At 59.5% G+C, this 26,074-nt stretch carries 26 protein-coding genes and 1 riboswitch; of the genes, 11 read left to right on the top strand and 15 right to left on the bottom strand.

Translation table 11 applies throughout. From position 1 onward, the window contains the following. Positions 1-153 precede the first annotated feature (153 nt). On the bottom strand, positions 154-420 hold the full coding sequence (locus G5182_RS11250) for a helix-turn-helix domain-containing protein (protein WP_005338367.1): 267 nt from the start codon (positions 418-420) through the stop codon (positions 154-156). A 259-nt stretch (positions 421-679) separates the two neighbouring features. Here G5182_RS11250 and G5182_RS11245 point away from each other — a divergent pair, with 259 nt between their 5' ends. From G5182_RS11245 to G5182_RS11230, 4 genes are all read left to right on the top strand, one after another. Further along, positions 680-1,276 (top strand): hypothetical protein, encoded by a 597-nt coding sequence (locus G5182_RS11245; RefSeq protein ID WP_266134072.1) that lies wholly within the window; start codon positions 680-682, stop codon positions 1,274-1,276. Between the two features lie 308 nt (positions 1,277-1,584). After that, positions 1,585-2,604, top strand: coding sequence for a porin OmpA (gene ompA, locus G5182_RS11240; RefSeq protein ID WP_266134073.1), 1,020 nt, complete (start codon positions 1,585-1,587; stop codon positions 2,602-2,604). A 312-nt stretch (positions 2,605-2,916) separates the two neighbouring features. Continuing rightward, on the top strand, positions 2,917-3,915 hold the full coding sequence (gene ompA / locus G5182_RS11235) for a porin OmpA (protein ID WP_266134074.1): 999 nt from the start codon (positions 2,917-2,919) through the stop codon (positions 3,913-3,915). 229 nt (positions 3,916-4,144) lie between these two features. Further along, on the top strand, positions 4,145-5,182 hold the full coding sequence (locus G5182_RS11230) for an OmpA family protein (protein WP_266134075.1): 1,038 nt from the start codon (positions 4,145-4,147) through the stop codon (positions 5,180-5,182). 92 nt (positions 5,183-5,274) lie between these two features. Here G5182_RS11230 and G5182_RS11225 read toward each other — a convergent pair whose 3' ends face one another. Together G5182_RS11225 and G5182_RS11220 are read right to left on the bottom strand one after the other, a co-directional pair. After that, positions 5,275-6,969, bottom strand: a complete 1,695-nt coding sequence (locus G5182_RS11225; protein WP_216951826.1) for an NAD-dependent malic enzyme — start codon at positions 6,967-6,969, stop codon at positions 5,275-5,277. A gap of 69 nt (positions 6,970-7,038) precedes the next feature. After that, positions 7,039-7,896, bottom strand: coding sequence for a helix-turn-helix transcriptional regulator (locus G5182_RS11220; protein WP_005338380.1), 858 nt, complete (start codon positions 7,894-7,896; stop codon positions 7,039-7,041). Positions 7,897-8,016: 120 nt separating this feature from the next. Here G5182_RS11220 and G5182_RS11215 point away from each other — a divergent pair, with 120 nt between their 5' ends. Then, complete coding sequence (locus G5182_RS11215; RefSeq protein WP_005343930.1) at positions 8,017-9,396, top strand: MATE family efflux transporter; 1,380 nt, start codon at positions 8,017-8,019, stop codon at positions 9,394-9,396. 123 nt (positions 9,397-9,519) lie between these two features. Then, a complete protein-coding gene (locus tag G5182_RS11210) occupies positions 9,520-9,768 on the top strand; it encodes a YciN family protein (RefSeq protein ID WP_421254379.1) in 249 nt (82 codons plus the stop codon). A 33-nt stretch (positions 9,769-9,801) separates the two neighbouring features. On the opposite strand, the gene G5182_RS11205 is transcribed toward G5182_RS11210, so the two are convergent. Further along, complete coding sequence (locus tag G5182_RS11205; protein WP_100654269.1) at positions 9,802-10,923, bottom strand: GGDEF domain-containing protein; 1,122 nt, start codon at positions 10,921-10,923, stop codon at positions 9,802-9,804. A gap of 245 nt (positions 10,924-11,168) precedes the next feature. On the opposite strand from G5182_RS11205, the gene G5182_RS11200 reads away from it, so the two are divergent. Together G5182_RS11200 and G5182_RS11195 are read left to right on the top strand one after the other, a co-directional pair. Next, a complete protein-coding gene (locus G5182_RS11200) occupies positions 11,169-12,566 on the top strand; it encodes a nucleobase:cation symporter-2 family protein (protein WP_040066712.1) in 1,398 nt (465 codons plus the stop codon). A gap of 99 nt (positions 12,567-12,665) precedes the next feature. Further along, positions 12,666-13,382, top strand: a complete 717-nt coding sequence (locus G5182_RS11195) for a lipoyl protein ligase domain-containing protein (RefSeq protein WP_421254378.1) — start codon at positions 12,666-12,668, stop codon at positions 13,380-13,382. Positions 13,383-13,497: 115 nt separating this feature from the next. Here G5182_RS11195 and G5182_RS11190 read toward each other — a convergent pair whose 3' ends face one another. Continuing rightward, positions 13,498-14,874: an alanine/glycine:cation symporter family protein gene (locus G5182_RS11190; protein ID WP_005338391.1), complete on the bottom strand. Its 1,377-nt coding sequence runs from the start codon at positions 14,872-14,874 to the stop codon at positions 13,498-13,500. Between the two features lie 107 nt (positions 14,875-14,981). Then, a riboswitch (glycine riboswitch) is annotated at positions 14,982-15,097 on the bottom strand. A gap of 507 nt (positions 15,098-15,604) precedes the next feature. Here G5182_RS11190 and G5182_RS11185 point away from each other — a divergent pair. Next, positions 15,605-16,771, top strand: a complete 1,167-nt coding sequence (locus G5182_RS11185) for a type III PLP-dependent enzyme (protein ID WP_058059164.1) — start codon at positions 15,605-15,607, stop codon at positions 16,769-16,771. Between the two features lie 68 nt (positions 16,772-16,839). Here the strand turns inward: G5182_RS11185 and G5182_RS11180 are convergent, their stop codons facing one another. Both G5182_RS11180 and G5182_RS11175 read right to left on the bottom strand, forming a co-directional pair. Beyond that, the gene (locus G5182_RS11180) at positions 16,840-17,808 is read right to left on the bottom strand and encodes a calcium/sodium antiporter (RefSeq protein WP_216951830.1); all 969 of its coding nucleotides are present in this window, start codon (positions 17,806-17,808) and stop codon (positions 16,840-16,842) included. Between the two features lie 125 nt (positions 17,809-17,933). Continuing rightward, the gene (locus G5182_RS11175) at positions 17,934-18,407 is read right to left on the bottom strand and encodes a peroxiredoxin (protein WP_100646526.1); all 474 of its coding nucleotides are present in this window, start codon (positions 18,405-18,407) and stop codon (positions 17,934-17,936) included. A 126-nt stretch (positions 18,408-18,533) separates the two neighbouring features. Here G5182_RS11175 and G5182_RS11170 point away from each other — a divergent pair, with 126 nt between their 5' ends. After that, on the top strand, positions 18,534-19,460 hold the full coding sequence (locus G5182_RS11170) for a phenylacetate--CoA ligase family protein (protein ID WP_421206204.1): 927 nt from the start codon (positions 18,534-18,536) through the stop codon (positions 19,458-19,460). Positions 19,461-19,543: 83 nt separating this feature from the next. On the opposite strand, the gene yfcD is transcribed toward G5182_RS11170, so the two are convergent. Next, entirely contained in the window at positions 19,544-20,026 is a 483-nt protein-coding gene (yfcD, locus tag G5182_RS11165; RefSeq protein ID WP_167557839.1) for an NUDIX hydrolase YfcD, read from the bottom strand. A 203-nt stretch (positions 20,027-20,229) separates the two neighbouring features. Between yfcD and G5182_RS11160 the strand changes: the two genes are divergently transcribed. After that, the gene (locus G5182_RS11160) at positions 20,230-20,448 is read left to right on the top strand and encodes a DUF1107 family protein (RefSeq protein WP_005338403.1); all 219 of its coding nucleotides are present in this window, start codon (positions 20,230-20,232) and stop codon (positions 20,446-20,448) included. A 52-nt stretch (positions 20,449-20,500) separates the two neighbouring features. On the opposite strand, the gene G5182_RS11155 is transcribed toward G5182_RS11160, so the two are convergent. From G5182_RS11155 to G5182_RS11125, 7 genes are all read right to left on the bottom strand, one after another. Further along, positions 20,501-20,815 (bottom strand): DUF2845 domain-containing protein, encoded by a 315-nt coding sequence (locus G5182_RS11155; RefSeq protein WP_005338404.1) that lies wholly within the window; start codon positions 20,813-20,815, stop codon positions 20,501-20,503. 188 nt (positions 20,816-21,003) lie between these two features. Beyond that, positions 21,004-21,615, bottom strand: a complete 612-nt coding sequence (locus G5182_RS11150; protein WP_005338405.1) for an FKBP-type peptidyl-prolyl cis-trans isomerase — start codon at positions 21,613-21,615, stop codon at positions 21,004-21,006. A 150-nt stretch (positions 21,616-21,765) separates the two neighbouring features. Continuing rightward, positions 21,766-22,491, bottom strand: coding sequence for a copper homeostasis protein CutC (locus G5182_RS11145; protein ID WP_421254377.1), 726 nt, complete (start codon positions 22,489-22,491; stop codon positions 21,766-21,768). Positions 22,492-22,532: 41 nt separating this feature from the next. Next, positions 22,533-23,435, bottom strand: a complete 903-nt coding sequence (locus G5182_RS11140; RefSeq protein ID WP_139443243.1) for an ROK family protein — start codon at positions 23,433-23,435, stop codon at positions 22,533-22,535. Between the two features lie 108 nt (positions 23,436-23,543). After that, positions 23,544-24,050, bottom strand: a complete 507-nt coding sequence (locus tag G5182_RS11135) for a GNAT family N-acetyltransferase (protein WP_421249693.1) — start codon at positions 24,048-24,050, stop codon at positions 23,544-23,546. Continuing rightward, a complete protein-coding gene (locus tag G5182_RS11130; protein WP_216951834.1) occupies positions 24,038-24,844 on the bottom strand; it encodes a M48 family metallopeptidase in 807 nt (268 codons plus the stop codon). Before G5182_RS11130 ends, G5182_RS11135 begins: the two co-directional genes overlap by 13 nt. Positions 24,845-25,025: 181 nt before the next feature. Beyond that, positions 25,026-26,000 (bottom strand): PstS family phosphate ABC transporter substrate-binding protein, encoded by a 975-nt coding sequence (locus tag G5182_RS11125; RefSeq protein WP_216951835.1) that lies wholly within the window; start codon positions 25,998-26,000, stop codon positions 25,026-25,028. Positions 26,001-26,074: the final 74 nt, after the last annotated feature.

Here is a 26,074-nt window from a genome sequence, read left to right as displayed (position 1 = left end):
TGTTCCGGTGGCCAGATACCACCAGGGCCCACTTTTCGGGGCCGCTTATTCTCGTTGGCCTGCATGGACAATTCAAAGCGTGTTAGATCAAAATATCGATCGGCAACCCAAAAAAATACCGCCCGAAGGCGGCATTTCTATTCACATCGATGATCACGCCTTGGCGAGGTCATCCGGGCCAATCTGGCCGATTTCGGCGACTTTCTTGTCTGCCAGCAGCCAGAGGGTGAACTTGTGCAGATCCGGGTGGTGCGCCAGGGCAACCAGGAAGGCGCCCCCAACTTCACGGTAACCCAGCTCGTAGTTTTTCAGCGTGGTGGGAGGAACACCCAGCAAATCTGCAAACTTCGGACGGCTCAAACCGACCGCTTCACGGATCTGACGGATCTTCTTGCCAACAGTGACGATATTTGAATTCATAATGTTCCATACTCCGTTTGGCGGATTTACTCCGCCTTTTATTTTTCGCGACGACTCGTAGTCAAGTGTATCAGTTTTGTTCGGACTCGTTATGGTCGAGCCTCTATCTTTATGAGCGCCTTTCGGCGACAACCCTTATCTTCAACGGGGGATGGTAATCGCTCAGCTGTCTCAGGTAAACAGTCTCGAAAAGAAACCTTTATTGTTGCCACCAGAATAACTCGTATAATCCGCCAGCTACCCATTAAGAGGAATAAGTATGGCGTTTCCCGGCATTATCTCTCGCCTGCACCCGGTTTCTGACCCGGCCCAATTGCAACAACAGCTCAGTCAAGGTGCACAATATCGTGCCGAAGCATTCTGGCTTCCGGCCTTGATGTCCAGCCACGCCAGCGAGTTGCTGGCCGCCCTGCCGGAGAGCTGCAGCCTGTTTCTTGAACAGGCATGCCCGGACCTGGCCTTGCGCAGCCACGACGGCACCCTGCATAACAATGAGCAGCTCGTCACGGTAAATGGTCAGGCGATTGCGCTGGCAACCACCCAAGGTGATGGTGGTCTGGTGCCCGAATCGGGCATGTGCGAGATGGCCGACTGGCTGGAGGCGGGACACCGTCATTTCATCTGTTCAGCTGCGGTTCAGCCTGTGGCTCGCGCCATCCTCAACATCTGGCCCCTTGACCCCTATCTGGCCCGACATTTCTTGATGACATTTACCCCCTTGCTGCAGAGCGCAACCCAGGCAGATTACCTTGCGGTCTTTGCCGCCAGAGCGAATCCTGCCAACCCGCATAGCGACTGGGTTCAGGCCTATATGAAGCTGGAAAAGAAACTGCACAGGGCCTATCTGGATCACTAATTAATCTGGATAAACAGCCAGTTAAGGGCACGACACAATTTGCCACAAGGCTCATTTGTGAGCTTGATCATGTTTTAAAATCGGCATAGAGTGCGCCTCGTCATCGGAATGACATCAGTTGCCTGGCAGTGGTTTCTCACGCATTGCGTGCCATGCCAGCGCACTCGACACACCAGGAGAGTGTGCAACCCGGTTATACCGGGTCATCTGCCAGACTCGACGCCAGCCGTACGGCGGAGCCTGCAGCTTACATAAATTACAAAGTGTGAAGCACGTGAATAACGTGCGATCTCAACGAGGATTTTTTTATGATGAAAATGGCTCCTTCCATGATCGCCATCGCCATGGCTGCTCTGGGTGCTACCGCTGCTCACGCCGCTGACGACATCTACTTCGGTGCCGGTGTCGGTGCTACTCACTTCAACGGCCTGAACAAGCTGGAAAGCACCAATGTAGGCCAGGAAGACGCGGCTGCCGCCAACGCCTTCATGGGTTACAACTTCACCGAGAACTTCGGTACCGAACTGGGCTACCAGTACACCGGTCGTGGCAACACCGACGGCAACCGTTACGAGAGCCAGGGCGCCACCCTGTCCGGTATCGCCCGTATGCCGGTTGGCAACGACTTCTCCCTGTTCGCTGAAGGCGGCGCCTACTGGGGTCACACCGATGGTCTGGGTACCAGCGACACTAAAGTTTCCCCGCTGGCTGGCGCCGGTGTGACCTACAAGGTAAATGACGCGCTGGATCTGCAAGCTCGTTACCGCTACATGTGGGACGTGGCTGACCTGCACGCCAACGGTGAGCGTTACAAGGCCAACCAGAGCATCGCTACTCTGGAAGCGGTATACCACCCGTTCCGCACTTCCTACGTAGCTCCGGTAGCTGCCCCGGTTGTTGAAGAAGCACCGGCTCCTGCTCCGCAAGTTGTAGAGAAGAACTTCGCACTGAACTCAGACGTGCTGTTTGCCTTTGGCAAAGAGACTCTGAAGCCGGAAGGCGTTGCAGCCCTGAATGCGCTGTACCAGCAGATCGTTGAGTTCCAGCCGAAAGATGGCAACGCTGTTGTTGTTGGTTACACCGACCGTATCGGTTCCGACGCGTACAACCAGAAGCTGTCTGAAGCCCGTGCCCGTACCGTTGCCAACTTCCTGGTGAGCAAAGGTATGGCTGCCAGCAAGGTTGCCATCGAAGGTCGTGGCGAAGCCAACCCGGTTACCGGCACCAAGTGCAACGGCGTAACCGCTAAAGCTCAGCTGATCTCCTGCCTGGCTCCGGATCGTCGCGTAGAAGTTCGCGTATCTGGCGTACAAGAAGTTCAGCAATAATCTGACCTCGTTTAAATAATGCAAAAGAAAGGGATGCTGCGGCATCCCTTTTTGTTTGCCTCATTCTCGCTTGCATCATCCCTCACTCCCGCCTCCCTACCCTTGCCTGCCCCGCCCCGAAAGCATAAAGTAGTTGCGCCTGTAAGGTATTGGATAAGCACTAAAAAGCGCTTCTTGTCCGGTCTGTTGTCCATGACGCCACTGCCTCATGAGTGTCCATAAGCCTTCGCTATCCACTTTGCTGGCGGTTTTTTCGCAGCAATAAAAACAAGTGCATTGCCCGACATGGGCTAACACAACGAGGATAAACCGATGAAACTCAAAATGGCTCCTACCCTGATTGCACTGGCGCTCGCCGCCGCAGGAACCACGGCTCAGGCCGCCGATAACTGGTATACCGGTGTCGGTGCCGGTTGGGCTTATGCTCACAACCTGGATGACTTCGGGACAGACACTGACAAGGATGCCACCGCGCTCAATCTGTTCGGCGGCTACAACTTCAACGACTACTACTCGGCAGAACTGGGATACCTCTACGCAGGTAAAGCGGGCGTTGACGGTGCCGATTTCAAAACCCAGGGTGCAACCCTCTCCGGTATCGCCCGCCTGCCACTGGGTGACATCTTCTCGGTGTTTGCCGAAGGTGGTGCCTACTTCAACCACGTCAACGGCAATGGCAACAGCGACAACGGCACTGCGCCGCTGGCGGGTCTGGGCCTGACTGCCAAGCTCTCCGACCTTATCGATGTGCAAGCCCGCTACCGCTACATGTGGAGTCTGGGTGACGAGCAGAAGACCTGGGAGAGCGACATGAGCGTCGCAACCCTGGAGCTGGTGATGCACCCGAACCGCACCACTTACGTGGCCCCCGCTCCGGCACCAGCACCCGAGCCAACCCCAGAGCCTGTGGTGGTTGACAAGAACTTCGCCCTGAGCTCTGACGTGCTGTTTGCCTTTGGCAAATCCACCCTCAAGCCAGAAGGTGTCGCAGCGCTCAACACCCTGTATCAGCAGATCGTCGACGTACAGCCAAAAGATGGCAGTGCCGTGGTCGTCGGTTACACCGACCGTATCGGCACTGACGCCTACAACCAGAAACTCTCCGAAGCACGCGCCCGTACCGTAGCCGACTTCCTGGTTGGCAAGGGCCTGCCGGCTGGCAAAGTTGCCATCGAAGGCCGCGGTGAAGCCAATCCGGTCACAGGCACCCAGTGCAACAGCGTCAAGGGCAAGGCTCAGCTGATCTCCTGCCTGGCGCCGGATCGCCGCGTTGAAGTGCGCGTCACCGGTGTGCAACAAGTCACACAATAATCCTGATCACCTGGATAAGCAGGAGGCCATATGGCCTCCTTTTTATTGTCTTCCATGCCGCCCACCTCAGGCTATCTTTCCTCTTCCCGCATGGTTTCAGTGACATAGGTTCACTTATTGCCGCAATCCACACCTCTTGAGTGGTTAAAAACAACCCGTCACCTATACATAAGTGTGGGGTTTGACCAACAAGCAGCCCCACTAAACCACACATCGACGAGGATACGCGATGAACATAAGATTAAAACCTGTGTGGATTGCACTGGCATTGGCGAGCACAGGCGCACAAGCGGTACCGGTCCATGACTGGTATGCCGGGATAGGCGGTGGCTGGGCGATAGCCCACGATCTGAATGATTTCAGCCAGGATGTCAGCAAGGATGCGACTGCGCTCTCCCTGTTTGGCGGCTACAACTTCACGGAGAACCTGGGCGCCGAAATTGGTTACCTCTCCACAGGTGACTGGGATATCAGCGGCCATGACTTCAACAGCAAGGGAGCTACCCTGTCTGTGATTGGTCGTTTGCCGCTCAGCGAGATGTTCTCGGTGTTTGCCGAGGGTGGTGGCTATATCTATCACGTTGAATCGATCAATGGCGGGGACGACAACCTGGCACCGCTGGCAGGCCTGGGAGTGACGGCCCGGCTCCATGACTGGGTCGATCTCCAGGCCAGGTATCGTTATCTGGTAAGGGTCGGCGATGATCCTGACAATGACAAGGCAAACAGCGGCACCCAGCGCTGGGTCAGCGACATCAGCACAGCAACCCTGGAAGTAGTGATCCATCCCAATCGCAGCCAGCCGACAGAGCCGGCTCCCACGCCCGCACCGGTCGTGGTCCCCCCGCCACCGGCCGAACCGGAGATGGTAGATCAGACCTTCAACCTCAGTTCCGATGTGTTGTTCGCCTTTGGCAAAGCGGACCTCAAACCGGAGGGGATAAGCGCGCTGGACGCTCTCTACCAGCAGATCGTCGATGTACAACCCAAGGATGGCAGTGCCGTCGTGATGGGATATACCGACCGTATCGGCTCGGATGCCAGCAATCAGAGGTTGTCAGAAGCTCGGGCCCAAACCGTTGCCGACTTTCTGATCAACAAAGGGCTGCCTGCCGACAAGGTAAGCATTCAGGGCAATGGCGAGAGCAATCCGGTCACCGGCAACCAGTGTGACGACATCAAAGCCAGAACCGCCCTCATAGACTGCCTTGGGCCGGATCGCCGGGTCGAGGTGCGCGTCACCGGCGTACAGGGCGCCAGCGAGTAGTTGATCTTGAGGCGATAACCATGTCAGACGTGCAGTAAAAAGGGATGCTTTCGCATCCCTTTTGCTTTGCCGTGGCATTCCCTTCTCCCCAATCAGAAGGAGGTGCGGCGGTAGCGGCGATACTCCGGATGCCAGAAGTTGGCTTCGATGGCCTGATCGATCACCTCGTCCGGGGTCTGCACCGCCTTGCCCTGCAGCATGGCGGTCTTGGCCACCATCTTGGCGATGTAGCGGGAGACCTGATGGATATCCGCCAGGTCCGGCAGCAGGGAGCCCTCCTCCCCTTTCACCAGCGGCGAGCACTCCGCCAGCGCGCGGCTGGCCGACATCAACATGGCGTCAGTCACCCGGGTGGCGCCGGAGGCGATGACGCCAAGGCCGATCCCCGGGAAGATGAAGGAGTTGTTGCACTGGGCGATGACGTAGCGCTTGCCCTTGTACTCCACCGGTGCAAACGGACTGCCGGTTGCCACCAGCGCCTGACCGTCGGTCCAGCGGATGAGGTCTGCCGGCGTCGCCTCGACCCGGGAGGTGGGGTTGGAGAGCGGGAAGATGATGGGACGGGCACAGTGCTTGTGCATGGTCTTGACCACCTCTTCGGTAAACAGCCCAGGCTGGCCGGATACCCCGATCAGGATGTCCGGGCGACCGTGCTCCATCACCTCCAGCAGGGAGATATTGTCCCCCACTGGCCAGTCTTTGATCCGCTCCACCGGCTGGGAGAGACGGCGCTGGAAGTCGAGCTGGTTGGGGATCTTGTCGGTGATAAGACCAAAGCGGTCCACCATAAAGACCCGGCTGCGGGCCTGCGCATCGGTCAGCCCTTCGGCCTTCATCTGCGCCACGATCTGCTCGGCGATGCCGCAACCAGCGCTGCCCGCACCGAGGAAGGCAACCCGCTTCTCGGAGAGCTTGGCACCGGAGGCCTTGCAGGCGGCGATCAGGCTGCCCAGCGTCACAGCCGCGGTACCCTGAATATCGTCGTTGAAGCAGCAGAGCTCGTTCTTGTAGCGGTTGAGCAGCGGCATGGCGTTGTTCTGGGCGAAATCCTCGAACTGCAGCAGAATATCGGGCCAGCGGCGCTTGACCGCCTGAATGAAGGCATCGACAAACTCGGCGTACTCATCCCCCGAGATACGCGGATTGCGCCACCCCATATAGAAGGGGTCATTGAGCAGTTGCTGGTTGTTGGTGCCCACATCCAGCACCACCGGCAGGCAGTAGGCAGGCGAGATGCCGCCACAGGCGGTGTAAAGCGACAGCTTGCCGATGGGAATGCCCATGCCGCCGATCCCCTGATCACCCAGACCCAGGATCCGCTCGCCATCGGTCACCACGATCACCTTGACGTTCTGCTTGGTGGCGTTTTGCAGCATGTCATCGATCCTGTCCTTGTCCGGATAGGAGATAAACAGGCCACGGGCGCGGCGATAGATGTTGGAAAACTCCTCGCACGCCTTGCCCACCGTCGGGGTGTAGATGATGGGCAGCATCTCGGTCAGGTGGTTGTGCAGCAGACGGTAGAAGAGCGTCTCGTTGGTATCCTGGATGTTGCGCAGATAGATGTGCTTATCCATGTCGTTGCCAAACGCCATAAACTGGCGATAGGCGCGCTCGGCCTGCTCTTCGATGGTCTCGATATTCTGGGGCAACAGACCTTCGAGGTTGAAGTTGCTGCGCTCTTCGCTGGTGAAGGCGCTGCCCTTGTTGAGCAAGGGGGTCTCCAGCAGGGCGGGACCGGCGTAGGGAATGTAGAGAGGACGTTTCTGGTTATTATCTTCAAACATGGATCTTGGTACCTAAACGGTTAGCTAGACGCAGGGACCCGCCGATCCTAGGGGCTTGTCTCATTAATTTCAAAGAGTTTGCACATCCGTTGCAAAAGGTTTGCGACCCAGTCGACGAAAGGCGCCGGGGGTCTGACCAGTCAGACGACGAAAGCGGTTGGCAAAGTTGGCCCCATCGCTGTAACCGACCCGGGCCGCCAGCTCGCCAAGTGGCCAGTTGGTATAGAGCAGCAGCTGGCGCGCCTTGTTCATTCTGAGCTCGGTCACCCTCGCCATCGGCCCCATACCAAACGCTTGCTGACAGAGCCGGTGCAGATGGGGAACGGAGCAGGCCATCTGTCGGGCCAGCAGGGCGACACTCCAGGGTTCGTCCAGGCGCGCCTCCACCCGGCGAAACAGTGCCTGCAACCTGAGTTCAGGGGTACCGCGCACCTCCCCTTGCAGGGTCCGCTCCAGCAGCGCCAGCAACAGGCTGAGCAGTTGAGGTTGCAGCGAAGAGCGAACCCCCTCCCCCTGCATCAGGCTGAGCAGATGGTAGAGCTGATCGCCGCCATCCCCTTGCCAGATACGGTGACCAAGGCGATGCAGGTGCTGCCAGCGTGGCACGTCATCGAGCAAAATCCAGCTGATCTGCCAGCTTTCGCCAATCAGTTTGAGACCACCGGGTACGGCGGCGGGCAGGAAAATCAGCGATCCGGCCGGAATGGCTTGCTCCCCCTCGTCGGTGAGCAGCGCGCCACCCTCATCGTGACTCACCATCAGGATGTGAAACTCGGGGCGATTGCGACGGATGAGGTAGTGATCACGCACCCGGGAGAGGCCGGTCAGGAAGATCCCCGCCTCGCCGAGCAGGGGCAGCCCTTCACGTCCCAGCATCTGCTCTTCACAGGCTGGCGCTATCTCCAGACACTCGCTGGCAAATGGCATAACACCTCAACAGGATAGTTTTACACAAGAAAACCGAGAGCTACTCACAGTGAGAAGAGCCTCGTCAGCCCCTATCATACCCCTGACAAACCTTGCTTTTCTCATACCCGGTTAACAACTATGAATTATTGGCAAGCGATTTTAAAACAAACCACCGATCGCGAGTTCATGACCCGATTGTGGCGGCTGGCCCTGCCTGTCTCGCTGCAATCCATGATGTTCTCCCTGCTCGGCCTCATCGATATCATGATGGTGAGCCAGCTTGGCACCACGGCTGTGGCGGCGGTCGGCTTGGGTAACCGGGTCTTCTTCTTCAATCTGCTGGTGATAGCGGGCCTCGCGGGCGGGGTCTCGGTATTGGCAGCACAATACTTCGGGCGCGGTGAGATGGCCGGGGTGCGCCGCTCCCTGGCGCTGGCCATAGTGGGCGCCCTGCTGGTCACCCTGCCCTTTGCCTTCATCTATGTGTTATCACCGGGCAGCGTACTGGGTTTTGCCAGTCAGGATCCGGCACTGCGCGAGCTGGCGGATCAATTCTTGATGATCACCGGCGCCACCATCCTCTGTACCGCCATCGTGGTGCCGCTGGAGTCAGCCCTGCGCTCGGTCGGCAATGCCGCCGCGCCGACCCGCATCGGCATTATCGCCATCATCGCCAACGTCATCCTCAACTACGCCCTCATCTTCGGTCACTTCGGCTTCGAGGCGATGGGGGTGGCCGGTTCGGCCTGGGGCACCACCATTTCACGGCTGCTGCAGACAGCCCTGCTGCTGCTCTACGTAAAGCGTTATGAAGCGCGCCTGATCCCGCGTGCACCAGACTGGCTGGCCGCCTTCAAACGCAAGGAGGTGGTGCGCTTTACCCTGATCGCCCTGCCGCTGCTGTTCCATGACGGCCTCTGGGCCTTCGGCATGCTGATTTACGGCTTTCTCTATGCCCATCTTGGCACCGATTCGCTGGCCATCATGACCACCCTCGGCACCCTGGAGAGCATCCTTATCTCCCTCTTCTTCGGACTGGCGGTGGCCTGCTCCACCCTGCTCGGCCACCGGCTCGGGGCCGAGGAGTACGAGATTGCCTGGCAGCACTCCCAGCTGTTCCTGCTGCTGGCACCGATTGGCGCGCTACTGGTGGGGATCATCGTCTGGCTGCTGCAAGCCAACCTGCTGCAGTGGGTCGGCAACCTGCCCCCCGAGCTGATGACGGAAGCGGGACAGGTGCTCGGCATCATGTGCCTCGGGATGCTGCTCAAGGTGTTCAACATGGTGGGGATCATCGGGGTGCTGCGCTCTGGCGGCGATGTGAACTACAGCATCTTCATCGATATTGTCGGCATGTGGTGCATCGGCATCCCGCTCGCCTGGGTGGCGGTCACTCTGCTCGGCTGGCCCCTCTCCTGGGTGGTGGCGGTGGTCTTGCTGGAGGAGCTCAGCAAAGTGTTGCTGGTGCAGCGCCGTATTCGCCAACGCTGCTGGTTGAAGAATCTGGTGATCGGATAAACAGCCACAAATCGGGGTCATATCAATGACAGAAAAACCCTGTTTGCAGTATGCTGGGCGCCTCTTCAATCAGAGGCAGGGATCCACGATTTCCCTGTCCAGTAGTCGTTTAAGGAGACGAGCATGCAACCACAGAAAGAGCTGATCACCGAGACGGCCCTGCTTGAGATGGCCAACAAGATCATCAAAGAGCATGAAGACTTCATCCACGGTATGCGCGCCGATTCGGTGGAGCAGAAGGGGGATATTCTGGTGTTCAAGGGGGAGTATTTCCTGGCCGAAGACGGCACCCCGACCGGCAAGACCATGGCAGTGTTCAACATGTTCAAGCTGCTGGCCCAGCAACTCTCCGGCAAATACAAGCTGAGCTGATTTCGTCAGCACCTTGCCAACAAGATGCCGCCCTCAGGCGGCATCTGTTTTTCCACTGTTCTGCCCCTCGACCACCACGCAGTTGCGCCCCGCCATCTTGGCCTGATAGAGACACTCGTCGGCGCGGTTGATCAGAATATCGATGGTATCGTCGGCACGAGCCATGGCAATCCCTATACTCACCGTCACCTCCAGCAACTCGTCCGAGGTGGGGCTCTTTACCAGCCGCGCCTCGACTGCAATACGCAGCCGCTCGGCCATTCTGGTCGCCTGTACCGGATCGGCGTGGTTGTGCATCAAGATGGCAAACTCCTCGCCGCCGTAGCGCCCCAGCACCATATCAGGTTCCAGCTGCTCGCCCAGGGTGGTGGCCACCTCCTTGAGCACCGCATCCCCTGCCAGATGACCGTAGATATCGTTGATCCGCTTGAAGCGATCGAGATCCAGCAGCATTACCGCAAAGGGCTTCTTCTTGGTCTGCAGTCGGACTCTCGCCTGTTCCAGCTGCTTCATCAGCAGGCGGCGGTTCATCATGCCGGTCAGCTCGTCGGTGGTGGACTCCCGATAGAGCCGCAGCAGCATATTGAGCTGACCACACTGCACCCAGCAGCTGGCCATGGTAAACATGCCGAGCACCCACACCTGATTCAGGGTGGCCTGACTCCAGATGCTCTGGCCCACCAGCAGCCAGTGGCCCAGCAGCATGGTCACCAGTACCACACCAGCCAGTTGCAAGCCGAGGGAGAGGGGGATGGGGAAGATGGCAAACAGGGTGATCAGCAGATAGGGAAAGGCCGCATAACCCGCCTGCAACTCCTGTCCGGCGCCAAAGCTGTTCAGGCAGAAGAGGGAGAAGAGCATCATCACGGCCATCAGGTAGCCAAGGGCCAGCTTCATCCGTTCCCGCTTGAAGTGGATGAGGTACGAGAGCGGAATAAGTGGCGAGAGCGCCAGGGTGCAGAAGATCCTGGCCTGAAACAGCTGCTCGAAATGAACGGCGGGCAAAGTCAGCCAATCCACCACGGCCCAGGCGGGCAAACCAATCATCAGCAGGCAGGTGAGCAGGCGCAGACGCACCGTCATAAACCCCATACGAGTACGGGTAAAGTCTTCGGAGTGAGCCCTGGCACTCCAGAACTCTGACAACTTGAGCATCCATCGCCTCCACTTCAAGGTCGAGTGGCTCATTCTACACCTACAAAGTGGTAAAAATGTCATTAGCGGGGGGAATAAAAAGGAGAGGTCGATCACACAAACCGACAGATGATAATCGCAGTACGCAAACGTTTCAACCCATCAAAAAATAAACCTTTTTTGCATAATTAGCGCTGGTCAGCCTCATTTCAATCACTACAATAGCGCCCAATTTTCTCCCCCTCCCCACACAATTCGAGGTACTTATGGAACAGGCTGCTGTCACACGCGCCAATCGAGAGGCACATCCACCCAGGCGAGCCCATAGCGAACTGGTCTATGGCATAGAGGATGTCCCGCCTCTGCCCCAGACGCTGTTCGCCGCCTTGCAGCATATGCTCGCCATGTTTGTCGCCATCATTACCCCGCCCCTGATTATCGCCAATGCCCTCGGCCTCCCTGCCGCCGACACCCGTTATATCGTCTCCATGTCGCTGGTCATGTCCGGCATCGCCTCCTTCATTCAAACCCGCCGCTTCGGCCCCATCGGTTCCGGCCTGCTCTCGGTACAGGGCACCAGCTTCAACTTCCTCGGCCCCATCATCGCCTCAGGTCTCGCCCTCAAACAGGCCGCCATGCCCACCGAGGATCTGTTGGGCACATTGTTTGGCACCATGATGGTTGCCGCACTCACTATCGTGGTGATGAGCCGCTTCCTCCATCTGGTGAAACGGATCATCACCCCGCTGGTGACCGGCATAGTGGTGCTGCTGATCGGCCTGACCCTGATCAAGGTAGGTCTCATCAGCATGGGCGGCGGCTATGCAGCCCTCTCTGATGGCAGCTTCGCCAGTCACACCAACCTCTTCCTCTCCCTGCTGGTGCTCGGCCTTATCGTGTTGCTGCAACGCAGTCGCAACCCCTGGTTGCGCCTCTCCGCCATCATGATCGCCATGCTGGCGGGCTATGCCGTGGCGCTGTTGCTGGGCAAAGTGAGCGCCCCCACCTTCGACGGCCCGCTGGTGATGGTGCCCATTCCGCTCCACTACGGTCTCGGCTTTGACTGGCAGTTGTTCGTGCCGCTCGCCATCATCTTCGTGGTGACGGCGCTCGAAGCGATCGGCGACATGACCGCCACCTCGGATATCTCCGGCGAGCCACTGGAAGGGCCTGTCTATATGGAGCGGATCAAAGGCGGCGTGCTGGCTGATGGTGCCAACTCCATGCTGGCGGCGGTGTTCTCCACCTTCCCCATGTCCACCTTCGCCCAGAATAACGGCGTTATTCAGCTGACCGGCGTCGCCAGCCGCCATGTCGGGCTCTTTATCGCCGCCATGCTTGCGCTGCTTGGCCTGTTCCCGGCGGTCGCGAGTCTGGTGCAACAGATCCCCGAGCCCGTGCTGGGCGGAGCGACCATCGTCATGTTTGGCACCATCGCCGCCGCTGGCGTGCGCATCATTGCCCGCGAGGAGCTGGATCGCCGCGCCCTGATGATCCTGGCAGTGTCGCTGGCCATGGGGCTGGGAGTCGCGCAGGTGCCGGAAGTGCTGCAACACCTCCCGGAGCTGGCCAAGAGCGTACTCTCCTACGGCGTCGCCACCGGTGGCATTACCGCCATCGTGCTCAACCTGCTGCTGCCCAAGCGCGAAGCGCGCCACTCCTGAGACACCGTCTACCGATAGCAAAGAGCCCCGCACTGCGGGGCTTTACCTTGCCAGTCGCCACGGGTAGTGTGCTGGGCAGCCTTTTTTGAGGATGCCGCCATGCCCTATCGCCTGCTCTCCCCCCTTCCCGATACCGCTTCACCCGCACAGATACTGGCGCAAGAGCAGCGCTGGCTGCGCGACTGTGCCCACGACGGCCAGCCCCGCGCTCACCTCTGGCAGGCGCCCCAATGCCTGATTGTCACTCGCAAAGATACCCGCCTCCCCCATTACGAAGCCGCCTGCCAGCAACTTGCAGCTGAAGGTTGGCCGGTACATGTGCGCGACAGCGGCGGTACCGCCGTGCCCCACGGGGCGGGGATCCTCAACCTATCCCTGCTGCTGCCCCGCACGACCACAGACCTCGCCCACTACTACCGGCTGCTGGGGACGCCGCTACTGACCCTGCTGGCAGAGTACGGCCTTGAGGGAAGCTATGACTTCGTGCCCGGCTCCTTTTGCGATGGTCAGTACAATCTGGTGATCGGGGGACGCAAGATCACCGGCACTGCCCAGCGCTGGCTGGCGCCGGGACAGGATCACCAGGGTGCCGTGCTGGCGCAAGCCATGCTGCTGGTGGCGGGTGATGTGGATGAGGGAACCAGGATGGCGAGCCGCTTCTACGAATTGGCGGGCGGCGAGCTGCGTTTTATGGCGGGAACCTCCACCACGCTGGCAAGCTGCATCGATTGGCGCGGTAGCGATCAGGCACTGGTAGAGAAAGTGCGAGCACGTCTGGATAGCCTGCTGAGCGAGGGGCTATCCCCCCCATCCTGACCTTATTCCGAAGGGAGAGGGAAAATCACCGTCCATAGACACTGCGCACAAAAAAAGCCACGACCGGAGTCGTGGCTTGTTCTTTTCAATGGGAACGCGAAACGGGCTGAGGCGTTCAGGCCGTCTGCGGCTCCGGCTCGGCTTCGCTATCCAGATCCCGGCTAAAGTAGGCGCGGGTCTCGGCGATCACCACATGGCGCAGGCCAATCAGGCCGATGAGGTTGGGCACCGCCATCAGGCCGTTAACGATATCGGCCAGCAGCCAAATCATGTCCAGATGGAGGAAAGCACCGCTCGCCACCAGCGCCAGATAGACCAGACGATAGGGCTTGATCGCCTTCACCCCGAACAGGTACTCGGTGCAGCGCTCGCCGTAGTAGTTCCAGCCAAGGATGGTGGTAAAGGCGAAGAACAGCAGCCCAATGCTCACCAGATACTGGCCGACATGAGCATCGAGCCCCTGGGCAAAGGCCAGACTGGTCATGGCCGCGCCGCTTGCATCGCCGCTCCACACGCCGGTCACCACCAGGGTCAGGCCGGTCATGGTGCAGATGATGATGGTGTCGATGAAGGTACCTGTCATGGAGACCAGCCCCTGCTCCACGCACGAATCGGTCTTGGCCGCCGCCGCCGCGATGGGCGCAGAGCCCAGTCCCGATTCGTTGGAAAAGACCCCGCGCGCCACCCCGGACTGAATGGCCAGCATTATGCTGGCACCGACGAAGCCGCCGGTCGCCGCATGGCCGGTGAAGGCACTCTCGATAACCAGCATGACGGCATCGGGCAAGGCGCTGGCGTTGTTCACCAGCACACCCAGACAGGCGACGATGTAGAAGATGGCCATGAAGGGCACCACCTTGCTCGACACGCTGGAGATGGATTTGATCCCTCCCAGGGTCACCAGCGCCACGATCAGGGTCAGCACCACGGCGGTCGCTTCACGGGGCACCGAGAAGGAGAGGCTCATGGCATCGGAGATGGCATTGACCTGCGGGAAGGTACCGATGCCGAAGAAGGCCACGCCGATACCGAACAGGGCAAACAGCTTGGCGAGCGGTTTGGAACCGAGCCCCTTCTCCAGATAGTACATGGGGCCGCCAGCCATCTGGCCGTTGGCATCCTGCTCGCGGTATTTGACCGCCAGCAGGCACTCGGCATACTTGGTAGCCATGCCGAACAGTGCCGCCATCCACATCCAGAACAGGGCACCGGGGCCGCCGAGCTTGATGGCGGTAGCCACCCCGACGATGTTACCGGTGCCAATGGTGGCAGAGAGGGCGGTACAGAGGGCGCCGAAGCTGGAGACATCCCCCTGCTTGCCCTGCCCCTGATCGCGGCCAAAGACCAGCCGCAGAGCGAGCGGCAAGCGCACGACCTGAAGCAGACCCAGACGCAGGGTGAGATAGATACCGGTCCCGACCAGCAGGATCAGCAGGGGCGGCCCCCAGATAAAACTATCGATGGCGGTTAACGCCGATTGAATTGATGACATGCATCCTCCTTAAGAAACATAAATTAAGGAGGAGAAGGATGATCTTCCCATAGGTGTCGCGATCGGCCAGAGGCGATCGGATGCGGGCCAAGCCCAGGTACAACCATCCCATCCCCTCTGTCCTTTTGCCTGAGAGTTTCCGGCGCCAGCCTGCCCTTGCGGGTAGTCATGGTGCCTTGCTCCTTCGGCGCCCGATTTAACGGGTCTCTCCAGAGTATCGTCCAGTAGCAGTCCACACCGGTTGCCCGGTACCTGAAAGATTCACTTCTTCGGTGGATGGTTGCCCATCGCTCTCCTGCTACCTTCATCCGAACTAGTTTGGATTAGGAAGTCGGCATGTTAATCCAAAAAATGTGAGCTGTCTCGCACTTGGCCGCCCCCATTTATATTTTTTTAGTGACCACCAGAATCGCAGCAAGAATGTTAAATGTTAGTTAACTATCAACAAGTTAGGCTTTCACGGATCAAATGTGGCCCAAACGGGAAAAATGGCGGATAGAGAACAGTGATCCCTCTCGTTTCGCCAAGAAAATCTTGCCGACATATCCAATCAAAATGCTTGCACACAGAATCAATAAGCCGATAATCCGCTGCATAACCAAGCACTTTGTTATCAATTTATGCACTGTGTTCGGTTGGTCCCACCGGACCGCTCGCCTGACCCGGCCGTCGCCGGTTCAATCGCATATGGCTTGGGCATATCACGCCCCCTAAGGATGACCAAAAGAGAATGAACGAGACCCTGGTTGCAAAAGATGTGGTCGCACAAGATTACCGTCAGCTGGTTGAACAATTCGGCTCCCCCCTGCTGCTGCTCGACAAGGCAGCCGTCCGCAAACAGTATCGGGCCCTGGCCGCCGCCCTGCCCGATGTACGATTGCACTATGCACTCAAACCCCTGCCCCATGAGGCGGTGGTCTCTGTCTTGAAGGAAGAGGGGGCCTGTTTCGATCTGGCCACCAATGGCGAAGTGGATCTGGTGCGCAGTCAGGGGGTTCGCCCGGGACGTTGCATTCATACCCATCCCATCAAGCGCGACAGCGATATCCGTTATGCGCTGGAGTTCGGCTGCACTGTGTTTGTCTACGACAACCCGCTGGAGCTGGAGAAGTTCATTCCCTACAAGGACGAAGTGAAACTGCTGCTGCGGGTCAGCTTCCCGAACCCCGAGACCAAGGTCGATCTCTCCAAGAAGTTCGGCTGCACTCCGGAGCAGGCGCTGCCGCTGCTGCAACTGGCCCACGCCAAGGGGATCAAGGTGATGGGGCTGTCGTTCCACGTCGGCTCGCAAGTGCCTCATGCCCGTCGCCATGTGCAGGCCATCGACGCCTGCCGCGAGATCATGGAGCAAGCCTGGGCGCTCGGGCTCAAGCCCTGGGTGCTGGATATCGGCGGCGGTTTCCCGGTCGATTATGAGGGGGGCGAGTTCGATATCGACGGCTTCTGCGCCCCGATCCGCGAAGCGCTGGCCAAGCTGCCCGCTACCGTGCAGAAGATTGCCGAACCGGGCCGCTTTATCAGTGCGCCGGCCATGACTTCGGTATCCAGCGTGATGGGCAAGGCCCACCGTGGCGACAAGATCTGGTACTACCTGGATGATGGCCTCTACGGCAGCTACAACGGCCAGCTCTATGACCACGTCACCTATCCGGTGAGCACGCCTTATGCCAGTGGCGAGCTGCATAACTCGGTACTCTCAGGCCCCACCTGCGACAGCGTGGACGTGATCCGCGATGGCATCATGCTGCCCGATCTGGCTATCGGCGAACTGGTGGTTGGCAAGGTGATGGGCGCCTATACATGGGCCTCCGCCTCCACCTTCAACTTCTTCCCCAAGGCGAGCATCCTCATTCTGGACAGCAGTCAGAAGGGGCAGAAACTGGTGGCCGTCGCTTAAGACCGACACCCGAATGCAAAGAGGGGAAGCCAGGCTTCCCCTCTTTCGTTTTATCTTGCCAGATCTGGCTAGACGAACTGACTGGTCAGCAGCCAGCCGGTGTAGGCGACGAAGCAGGTGAGCAGCACGCCCCCCTCCAACCGGTTGATACGGCCCTGCCCCTTGCGGCCCAGACACATCACCAGCAGCAGCAGGGTCAACCCCATCATGATGCTCCAGTCGCGGGAGAGCACTTCCGGCGCCACATCCAACGGATGAATACCCGCCGCGATCCCCACCACCGCCAGGGTGTTGAACAGGTTGGAGCCCAGCACGTTGCCAAGGGCCAGATCATGCTCGTTCTTGCGAATGGCGATGAGAGACGAAGCCAGCTCCGGCAGGGAGGTTCCTATCGCGACTATGGTGAGACCAATCACCAAATCGCTGATACCAAGCGCCTGAGCGATGGTCACCGCCCCCCAGACCAACAGGCGGGAAGCGCCGATCAGCAGCACCAGCCCGACCACCAACCAGAAAACGGCGCTCTTGAGGGACATCCCCTCGCTCTCGATATCCTCGGCGGTCTCGGTATCCAGCGCATCTCCCTTGCCATTCATGCCAGCCCAGATGGACCAGCCCATCAGGGCAACGAAGACGGCCCCCAGAATGACCGCATCCATCCGGCCCAGATGACCATCAATCAGCAGGGCACCTGAGAGCAGGGTAATACCGAGCAGGATGGGGATCTCCTTGCGCACTACCTGAGAGGCCACCGCGATAGGGCTGATCAGTGCCGTCAGACCCAGGATCAGCGCGATATTGGTGATGTTGGAGCCATAGGCATTACCAAGCGCCAACCCGGGATTGCCCTGGGACGCCGCCAGCGCCGAGACCACCATCTCCGGGGCCGAGGTACCAAAACCGATGATCACCATGCCGATCAGCAGCGGCGGCATCCCCGCATAACGGGCGGTCGCCGCAGCACCATCCACAAACTTGTCAGCACTCCAGACCAGCAGCGCCAGTCCGGCAATCAGGGCAACAACAGCCAGGGTCATAACATCTCCATCCCATCGCCAGTAAGCAACAGAGTCAGGACAAGCTCCTGACCCGATTCAAAAGTGGCGCCAGTGTAACGAGCCAGCCTCCCATTTCAAGGGGAAATCAAACTGCGATTAACATTTCACAGCACAGCCAGCAGACTCGCGGCATCGGAGACCTCAAACTTGCCAGGCGCCTCCACAAACAGCTGCTCGACCACGCCATCGTTGGCGATCAACGCAAAGCGCTGGGCGCGGATACCTCCAAAGGCGCCGGTATCCTTGGCCAGACCCAGCGCCCGGGTCCAGCTGCCGTCGCCATCCGCCAGCATGGTGATCGCCTCGGCATTCTGGGCCGTCTGCCAGGCCCGCATCACGAAAGCATCGTTGACCGACAGACAGCAGATGGCATCCACCCCTTTGGCCATAAACTGATCGGCCAGCACCACATAACCGGGCAGGTGGGCATTGGAGCAGGTGGGAGTAAAAGCACCGGGTACCGCAAACAGCACTACTTTTTTACCGGCGAACAGCGTCTGGCTATCCCGCAGCTGCTTGCCCTCGGCGGTGATAAAGGTAAATTCGCCCGAAGGCAGAGTCTGACCCATCGCAATCATTGTGCTCGTCCTTAAGTGGAGGGAGGAGGCCCCAGTCTACCCCACTGCCGAGCTGTGACACAGACCTCCCTTTGCTTGGATCATTTGAACTAACCTTGAGCAGGATCAGCCGACCAAGGAGGCCTCATGCAGCACTATTACGATGGACTGGAAATTCGCCCCCCCGCCTTGCGCGAACAACAGCAGCTGGAGCAGCTCAATCATCAGCTTACCCATGTCAGTCAATATTGCGCCGGTTACTCCAGCGTCTATCGCCAGTGCCGCCTCGAGGATCTGGCAGAGCTGGCCACCCTGCCACTGCTCGACAGCAAAGAGCTGTTTGCCGCCCAGCAGGCTCACCCTCCGTTCGCCGGACTCACCGGCCGCCCCGCCAGTCAGGCGTTGCGGGTCTTCTCCTGTCCGGGCCAGCTGGCCATCCCCGAGTATGCAGGAGCAGACTGGTGGGGGGCCGCTCGAGCACTGTTTGCCGCCGGCTTCAAGCCAGGTGAGGTAATACTCAATGGCCACGACTATCATGCCGGCCCCACCGCCTTTATTTTCGATAACGGCGCCCGCCAGCTGGGCGCCCCCGTGGTGCCCTGCGGGCCCCACGATACCCAGCGCCAGCTGGAGGCGCTGCTGCGCTATCAACCCACCGGCTACGTCGGTCCGCTGGTGACCCTGCTCGATCTGCTGGAAGCGGCCGAAGCGGCCGACATCCCGACCGACTCGCTGCGCCGCGCACTGCTGTGTGAAGCCACTCACCCGGAAACCACGCCGCTGCGCGCCATTCACGGCATTGCGGCCCTCAACTGTCTGGTGTGGCAGGATGTGGGGGTAGTGGCTTACGAGAGCCGACCAGGAGAGGGATTTATTGTGAGCGAGAGTTGCATCATCGAGATCATCGATCCCGCCAGCGGCGAGCCGGTGAGCGGCGACGAGACCGGCCAGCTGGTGGTGACCCGACTCGATCTGGAGTATCCGCTGCTGCGGCTAGCCACCGACTGGCAAGGGCACTGGCTCGCCAAGCCGAGCGCTTGCGGGCGCACCAACCGACGCCTCAAGCTGGCGTAGCAGACCAACTAAATGCACAAAGGCAGACGGGCAGCCATCAGGCTGCCCGTCTTGTCTCTGAAGAAGAGGATATATGAAATTGTTCAGCGCCTCGCCTGCCAGGTGGCGATGGCGAGCAGGGAGTCGGGGGTAAATTCGCTGGCACGCTCGGCGATCTCGGCCAGGCTCATCCAGTGCACCGAGCTCACCTCTTCGGCCTGCAACTGCAGCGGCCCCTGATAACGGCAACTGAAGAGGCCACCCCAGACCCGGTAGCCCTCCCCTTCCGCATAAAAGCTGCCAAAGCCCTGCAGAGGAACATCTATAATCCCCAGCTCCTCGGCCAGCTCGCGGCGGGCGGAGCGCTCCATCTCCTCACCGGTGGTGACCACGCCACCAGCGCAGGCATCCAGCATGCCGGGGCAGAAATCCTTGCTGAGGGTGCGTCGCTGCACCAGGATCCGATCCGCGTCGTCGAGCACCAGAATATAGCTGGCGCGATGGCAGAGATTCTCCCGCCGCACCTTGGCTCGCTCGGCCACGCCAATCACCCGGTTATCCTCGTCCACCACATCAACCCATTCCACGCACAGGCCCTTTTATTTGTTCCATTCAAGCCCGCAGTATATCGGTGCGGTGGTTTGTCATGGCACAACTTTTTCGATGATGCCGTCAATTTGCCGAGCTCACTGGCAAAATAAGGATTCATGCAAATCTTTATAAACCGTCATATCAGTGTCATCGACCGACACCATAGTGTGCCCTGTCCAGGCAATCAGGGAACCGTGTGATGAAGGTATTCAAGCAGTTATCCCCACGGCAGATCGCTCGCTACATCAAGAGCTTTCATCGAGGCTATTTTGCCATCGAGTCGCTGGGGACATTTGAATTCAACGCGGGCAGGATCAGCCTCCATGGCCTGACCTGCCGCCAGCGGCTAAGACTGGCTCGCCAGATCAATCTGGCGGTCAGACAACTTGGTCACCGCGACCCCTTGCCGGACATGTGAGTCAAAGGGTCTTGCCCTACTGTCTGTTGTGCATCCATGCTTTGCCCGCCGGCTACTGGCCGCGCGGGCCGTTTTCGATATCGGTAATGATGCCGTTGCGCACCGTCACAAAGCGCATGAACTCGTTCTTGCCGAAGTTGTAGGTCCAGCGTTCACCATATTTGACCTGCACCATGTTGCCAAACTGGTTCTCCTCGTTGCGGTTGAGCTCTTCACGCAACATCGGCTCACCGCACTTGAGCAGCATCTCGGCGGTGGTGTCTCCCTCGGTGATCAGGGCGTTCTTGCAGCGCATGGCATCAGCACTGGCCGGAATGCTCAGCAGCAACAGAGCAAGCCCCGCTACTTTCTTCATCTTCTTGCTCATCGGGTTCTCCTTATCCTCTCTAATGAGTCGCAGTATGCCTGCTTCCGTTTCTGAAAAAACCAGTCAATGGCGCAAAAACGCCGTCCTTTTCTGCTCTCCAGCCCGCTGGCCGCGACAAATACTGTCTATCACATAACCCAAAAACAAACGGCGACCCGAGGGTCGCCGTTTGCATCAAGCCAGCAGGATCACAGGATGTCCAGCAGTTCGACTTCAAATACCAGTGCAGAGTAGGGCGGGATGGAACCGGCACCACGGGCACCGTAGGCTAGATCGTGGGGGATGTAGAGCTTCCACTTGGAACCAACCGGCATCAGCTGCAGCGCTTCAACCCAGCCAGCGATCACGCCGGTCACCGGGAATTCAGCCGGCTGGCCGCGAGCGACGGAGCTGTCGAATACGCCACCGTGGGTGAAGGTACCGTGGTAGTGCACACGCACGGACTGACCGGCTACCGGAACGGCACCGTTGCCTTCTACCAGCACTTCGTACTGCAGACCGGAGTCGGTCACCTTCACTTCAGCGCGCTTGGCGTTATCAGCCAGGAAGGCTTCGCCGTCAGCAGCAGCGGCCTTGGCGGCGGCTTCCTGCTCTTCTTGCATACGCGCAGTGATCACCTGGAAGGCATCATTGATATCGTCACGGCTGACCGCGAACTCCAGACCATTCAGGGCATCTGCCAGACCTTGTTGCAGGGCCGGGATATCCAGACCGGCGAAGGCTTGCTGCGCCAGCTGATCACCCATGTTGCGGCCGATGCCATAGCTGGCCTTCTGTTCGATAGAGTCGTATTGGGACATTGAGATGTTGCTCCAGATCCATGTAGTAAAGAGGCGGGATGATATCAGACTTTTGGCCGGGGTGCTGCCGGGGGCGCCCCTGATTTCCCCGTCAGTGGGAGGAACTTCACACAAGATGCGGATGAACGCCGCCCAACGGCGGCGATCTGCTTAACCGCGATCCAGCAAGGCTCTGACCGCGGCCACCTTGGCGCCATCGGTGATATTGACCCGACCATCATCCGAAGTGCCCATATTCACTCCGTGCGGCACCATGCCACCGCGCCAGCCCATGCCGGACATATGTACTTCGCTCACCCCGGTGAACTCGATGATGGTACGCACGTTGTCGGCATTGACCCCGGCCCCCGGCATCAGGCTGGCACGCCCCGCCAGCGCATGCTGCATCTCCTGCAGGGTTTCCAGCCCAGCCAGCGCGGTCGGCGCATGGCCCGAGCTTAAAATGCGCTCGCAACCGGCAGCAACTATGGTCTCCAGATCCAGACGCCAGTCGGAGGAGAGGTCGATGGCGCGATGGAAGGTAACCCCCAACGATCCTGCTGCATCCACCAGCTGTTTGAGCTTGGCGGCAGGCACCCGCCCCTCCTCATCCAGCAGACCGACCACCACCCCTTGCAGCCCCGCAGCGCTTGCCGCCGCGATATCTTGCAGCATCATCTCGAACTCGCCGTCGTTGAAGCAAAAATCCCCGGCGCGCGGGCGGATCATGGCGTACACCGGCACGGTGGCGTGGCGGGCAGCCAGTTGCATAAAGCCGTAGGAGGGGGTCAGACCGCCCAGCCCCAGCGCAGAGCAGAGCTCGATGCGATCCGCCCCGGATTGCTGGGCGGTAAACAGGGATTCCAGGTTGTCGATACAGATTTCAAGACGGGTCATGAGGACTCCTTTTTCGGGGAGATCAGACCCCACATCTGATCTCATAGATTGAGCAAGGCTGCGCCGCGCACACCACCGGCACCGCCGAAGCGAGCCTGGCGGATCTCGGGCAGGGCGACCCCGGGCAGCAAGTGACCGGGCAGACGCAGCGGCAGCTGTTCATAGAGGGCGGGCAGGCCGCTCAGGCCGCCCCCCAACACCACCACTTCGGGATCAATCACCGAAATGGCGGTGGCAAGCCCGGCGGCCATGACCTCCAGCCAGCAGTCGACCGTCTCGACCGCATGGGGTTCATGGGCCTCGAAGCGTCCCACAATCTGGTGACCCGTGGCGCGCTGGCCATGGAAATGGTGATAGAGACGCTCCAGACCGGTGCCGGAGGCATAGGTTTCAAAACAGACCAAACGGCCGCAGCCGCAACGGGGACGGGGCAACTCGGGGTACTTCATCAGCATGGTCGCGGGCAAGGGGTAGTGACCAATCTCGCCAGCCAGCCAGTTGCGCCCCTGAATAAGCTTGCCCGCCAGATAAACGGCGCCGCCGATGCCGGTGCCGATGGTGACACCAAGCGCACTGCCTGCGCCGTCGGCGGCACCCTGATGCACTTCGGACCAGAGGAAGCAGTTGGCGTCGTTATCCACCTTGACCGGCCGCTCCAGCAGCTCGGCCAGATCGGCGCCCAGATGGCGACCATTGATGGAGGGCAGATTGGCCGCCACTATGCTGTGATCCTGGCTGTTGATGACACCGGGGAAACCGATACCGACCGAGCCCCGAGCGCCGAAGCGGGCATCTGCCTGCTCGACCCGGGAGCGGATCAGCTGCTGCAACCCCTCGTAATCGTTGCCCGGGGTACTCATGCGCTCCTCGTGGCAGAGGTTCAATGCACCGTCATAGACCGCGAAGGCGATCTTGGTGCCACCGATATCAAAGCCGTAATACATACCAGCACTCCCTTGTCAGCCCGTGTTTATCCAACTCTGTTTCAAGGGGGACATTGTATTAATTCGCAAAAAAAATAAAGTGACCAAAGGCGAAAAACGGGAGAGTGATCAGAGCAAACGGCTCATTTGTCGCTGCAGGCAGGGCTGCCCGAGGCTTATCAGGGTGCGCTCTTCGCCATCAAAGACAAAGCCGCGGCGCAGGTAGAACCCCTCGCCAATGTGGTTGCCATCGAGCAGCCACAATTTGACGCTATGGCAACCGGCGTGGCGCATCTGCATCGCCACCGCCTGCCACAGCCGTTTGCCATAGCCTTGTCGCCAGTGGTCGGGATGGAGGTAAAAAGCGCGGATCAGGGCGCTGCTCTGCTCCGCTTCCTGCTGTGGTTGCCAGTAGAGCAGGCCTATCACTACCTCATCGAGACAAAGCAGCATGGGCCTTGGGCCCGGCTCGGCCAGACGGCTCTGCCAGATCTGCAGATGGGCGGTAACGTCCAGCTGCTCCAGCAGGTCGGCACCAAGCACCTGGCCATAGGCAGCGAGCCAACTGGCTCGCTGCATCACCGTCATGGCGGCGGCATCGTCGCTGCGCGCCATGCGCAGGCTTATGCCTTGCATTGGGGCACCAGACCGTTGGCGCGGGCCTGCTCATAGAGCGGCAGCACTTGCGCCTGTTGCGCCTGCAACTCGGCGATCCGGTTCTCGTTGCTCGGGTGGGTGGAGAGCAGTTGCGGCGGGGTGTTGCCACCGGCAGCGGCACTCATGTTTTGCCACAGGGGGATCGCCTCGGCCGGATTGAATCCGGCGCGCGCCATCAGCTCAAGCCCGAGCCGATCCGCTTCGCTCTCCTGAGTACGGCCATAGGGCAGCATCACTCCGACCTCAACCCCGAGGCCAAGGGCGGCCATGGTGGCGCCGCGATACTCGCTGGTGCCCATGGCAATGTCCGCAGCCGCCAGACCGATCCCCGCCAACTGGCTGCGTGAGAGTCGCTCGTTGGAGTGCTGGGCCAGCACGTGAGTCAACTCGTGACCGATGACGGTCGCCAGCTGATCCTGATTCTTGGCCACCTTGAGCAGGCCGCTGTAGACCCCGATCTTGCCGCCGGGCAGGGCGAAGGCGTTGACCTGCTTGGAGTCAAACACCACCACTTCCCAATTGGTGATGCCATAGCTGGCCGGCACCTGGGCGGTCACCGCCTTGGCGACACAGGAGACATAGGCGTTGAGTTTGGCATCCTTGCTCACCTTCTCCTGCTTTTTCATATGCTCGAAGGAGTCGGCACCAAGCTGGTTCATCTGCTGGGGGGAGTAGAGCAGCATCTGGCTGCGGCCAGTCGGCGACTGGGCGCAGGCGACCAGCAGGGAACTACAGAGGGCTACCAGGCCAAACTTGGAGAGGGACGCAATCATGAAGGGATCCTTTGCCATAACGTTGCCCTATTCTCGGAAATGCAGCCCTGCTACGCAAGGGAACCTGCCCCCGGCTGGCGGAAAAACATCCATCCAGCGCTATTAACAGAACTGACAGTCACCAAAAACAAAACGAGCCCGATTGGGGCTCGTTTTATCAGTAGATGCTGGCAGCAAGCGGTTACATGATGCCCAGCTTTTTCAGATCCGCCTGCACCACCTTGGCCGGTACCGGTACGTAGCCATCTTTGGCAACGATGTTCTGGCCCGCCTTGGAGAGCATCATCTTGACGAACTCCTGCTCCATCGGAGAGAGCGGCTTGTTCGGATGCTTGTTCACGTAAACGTACAGGAAGCGTGACAGCGGATATTTGCCGGTGATGGCATTATCGGCAGTCGCATCGACAAAGGTCTTGCCATCCTTGGAGAGCGGAATGGCACGAACGCCGGAGGTAACGTAACCAATACCGGAGTAACCGATACTGTTGAGGGAAGCGGAAACAGACTGCACCACGGAGGCGGAACCCGGCTGCTCGTTCACACCGCTCTTGAAGTCACCATTACAGAGCGCGTGCTCCTTGAAGTAACCGTAGGTGCCGGATACCGAGTTGCGACCGAACAGTTGCAGATCCTTGCCGGACCAGCTGCCATCCAGACCCAGATCAGACCACTTGGTAGCCGCCTTGGCTTCGCCGCACTTGAGTGTGCTGGAGAAAACGGCATCAACCTGCTGCATGGTCAGCCCCTTGATGGGGTTGTCCTTGTTGACGAATACCGCCAGGGCATCGACGGCAACGCGGATAGCGGTCGGCTTGTAGCCATAACGCTTCTCGAACGCTTCGATTTCACCGGCCTTCATGGCGCGGCTCATGGGACCAAACTGGGCAACCCCTTCGGTCAGGGCGGTCGGTGCGGTAGAAGAGCCGGCAGCCTGGATCTGGACATTGACGTTGGGGTAGACACGCTTAAATTCTTCTGCCCACAGGGTCATCATGTTGGCCAGAGTATCAGAGCCGACAGAGGACAGGTTGCCTGAGATACCGCTGGTCGGAGTGTAATCCGGCAGATCCTTGTCGACACCATAGGCCAGGGTGCTGGCAGAAAACAGGGTTGCTGCGGTAAATCCGATTACACCAGCCAGTTTGTTGAGTTTCATCCAATCTCTCCAAAGTTACAGAAGGTCCGTTCTTAAGACGGCGCCAGTATCTGACCTGGCAGTGACAAATTTAT

The sequence above is a fragment of the Aeromonas sp. 600948 genome, from assembly GCF_049174875.1.
Lineage (GTDB): Bacteria > Pseudomonadota > Gammaproteobacteria > Enterobacterales > Aeromonadaceae > Aeromonas > Aeromonas veronii_A.
This window is presented reverse-complemented; position numbering and strand designations above follow the sequence as displayed.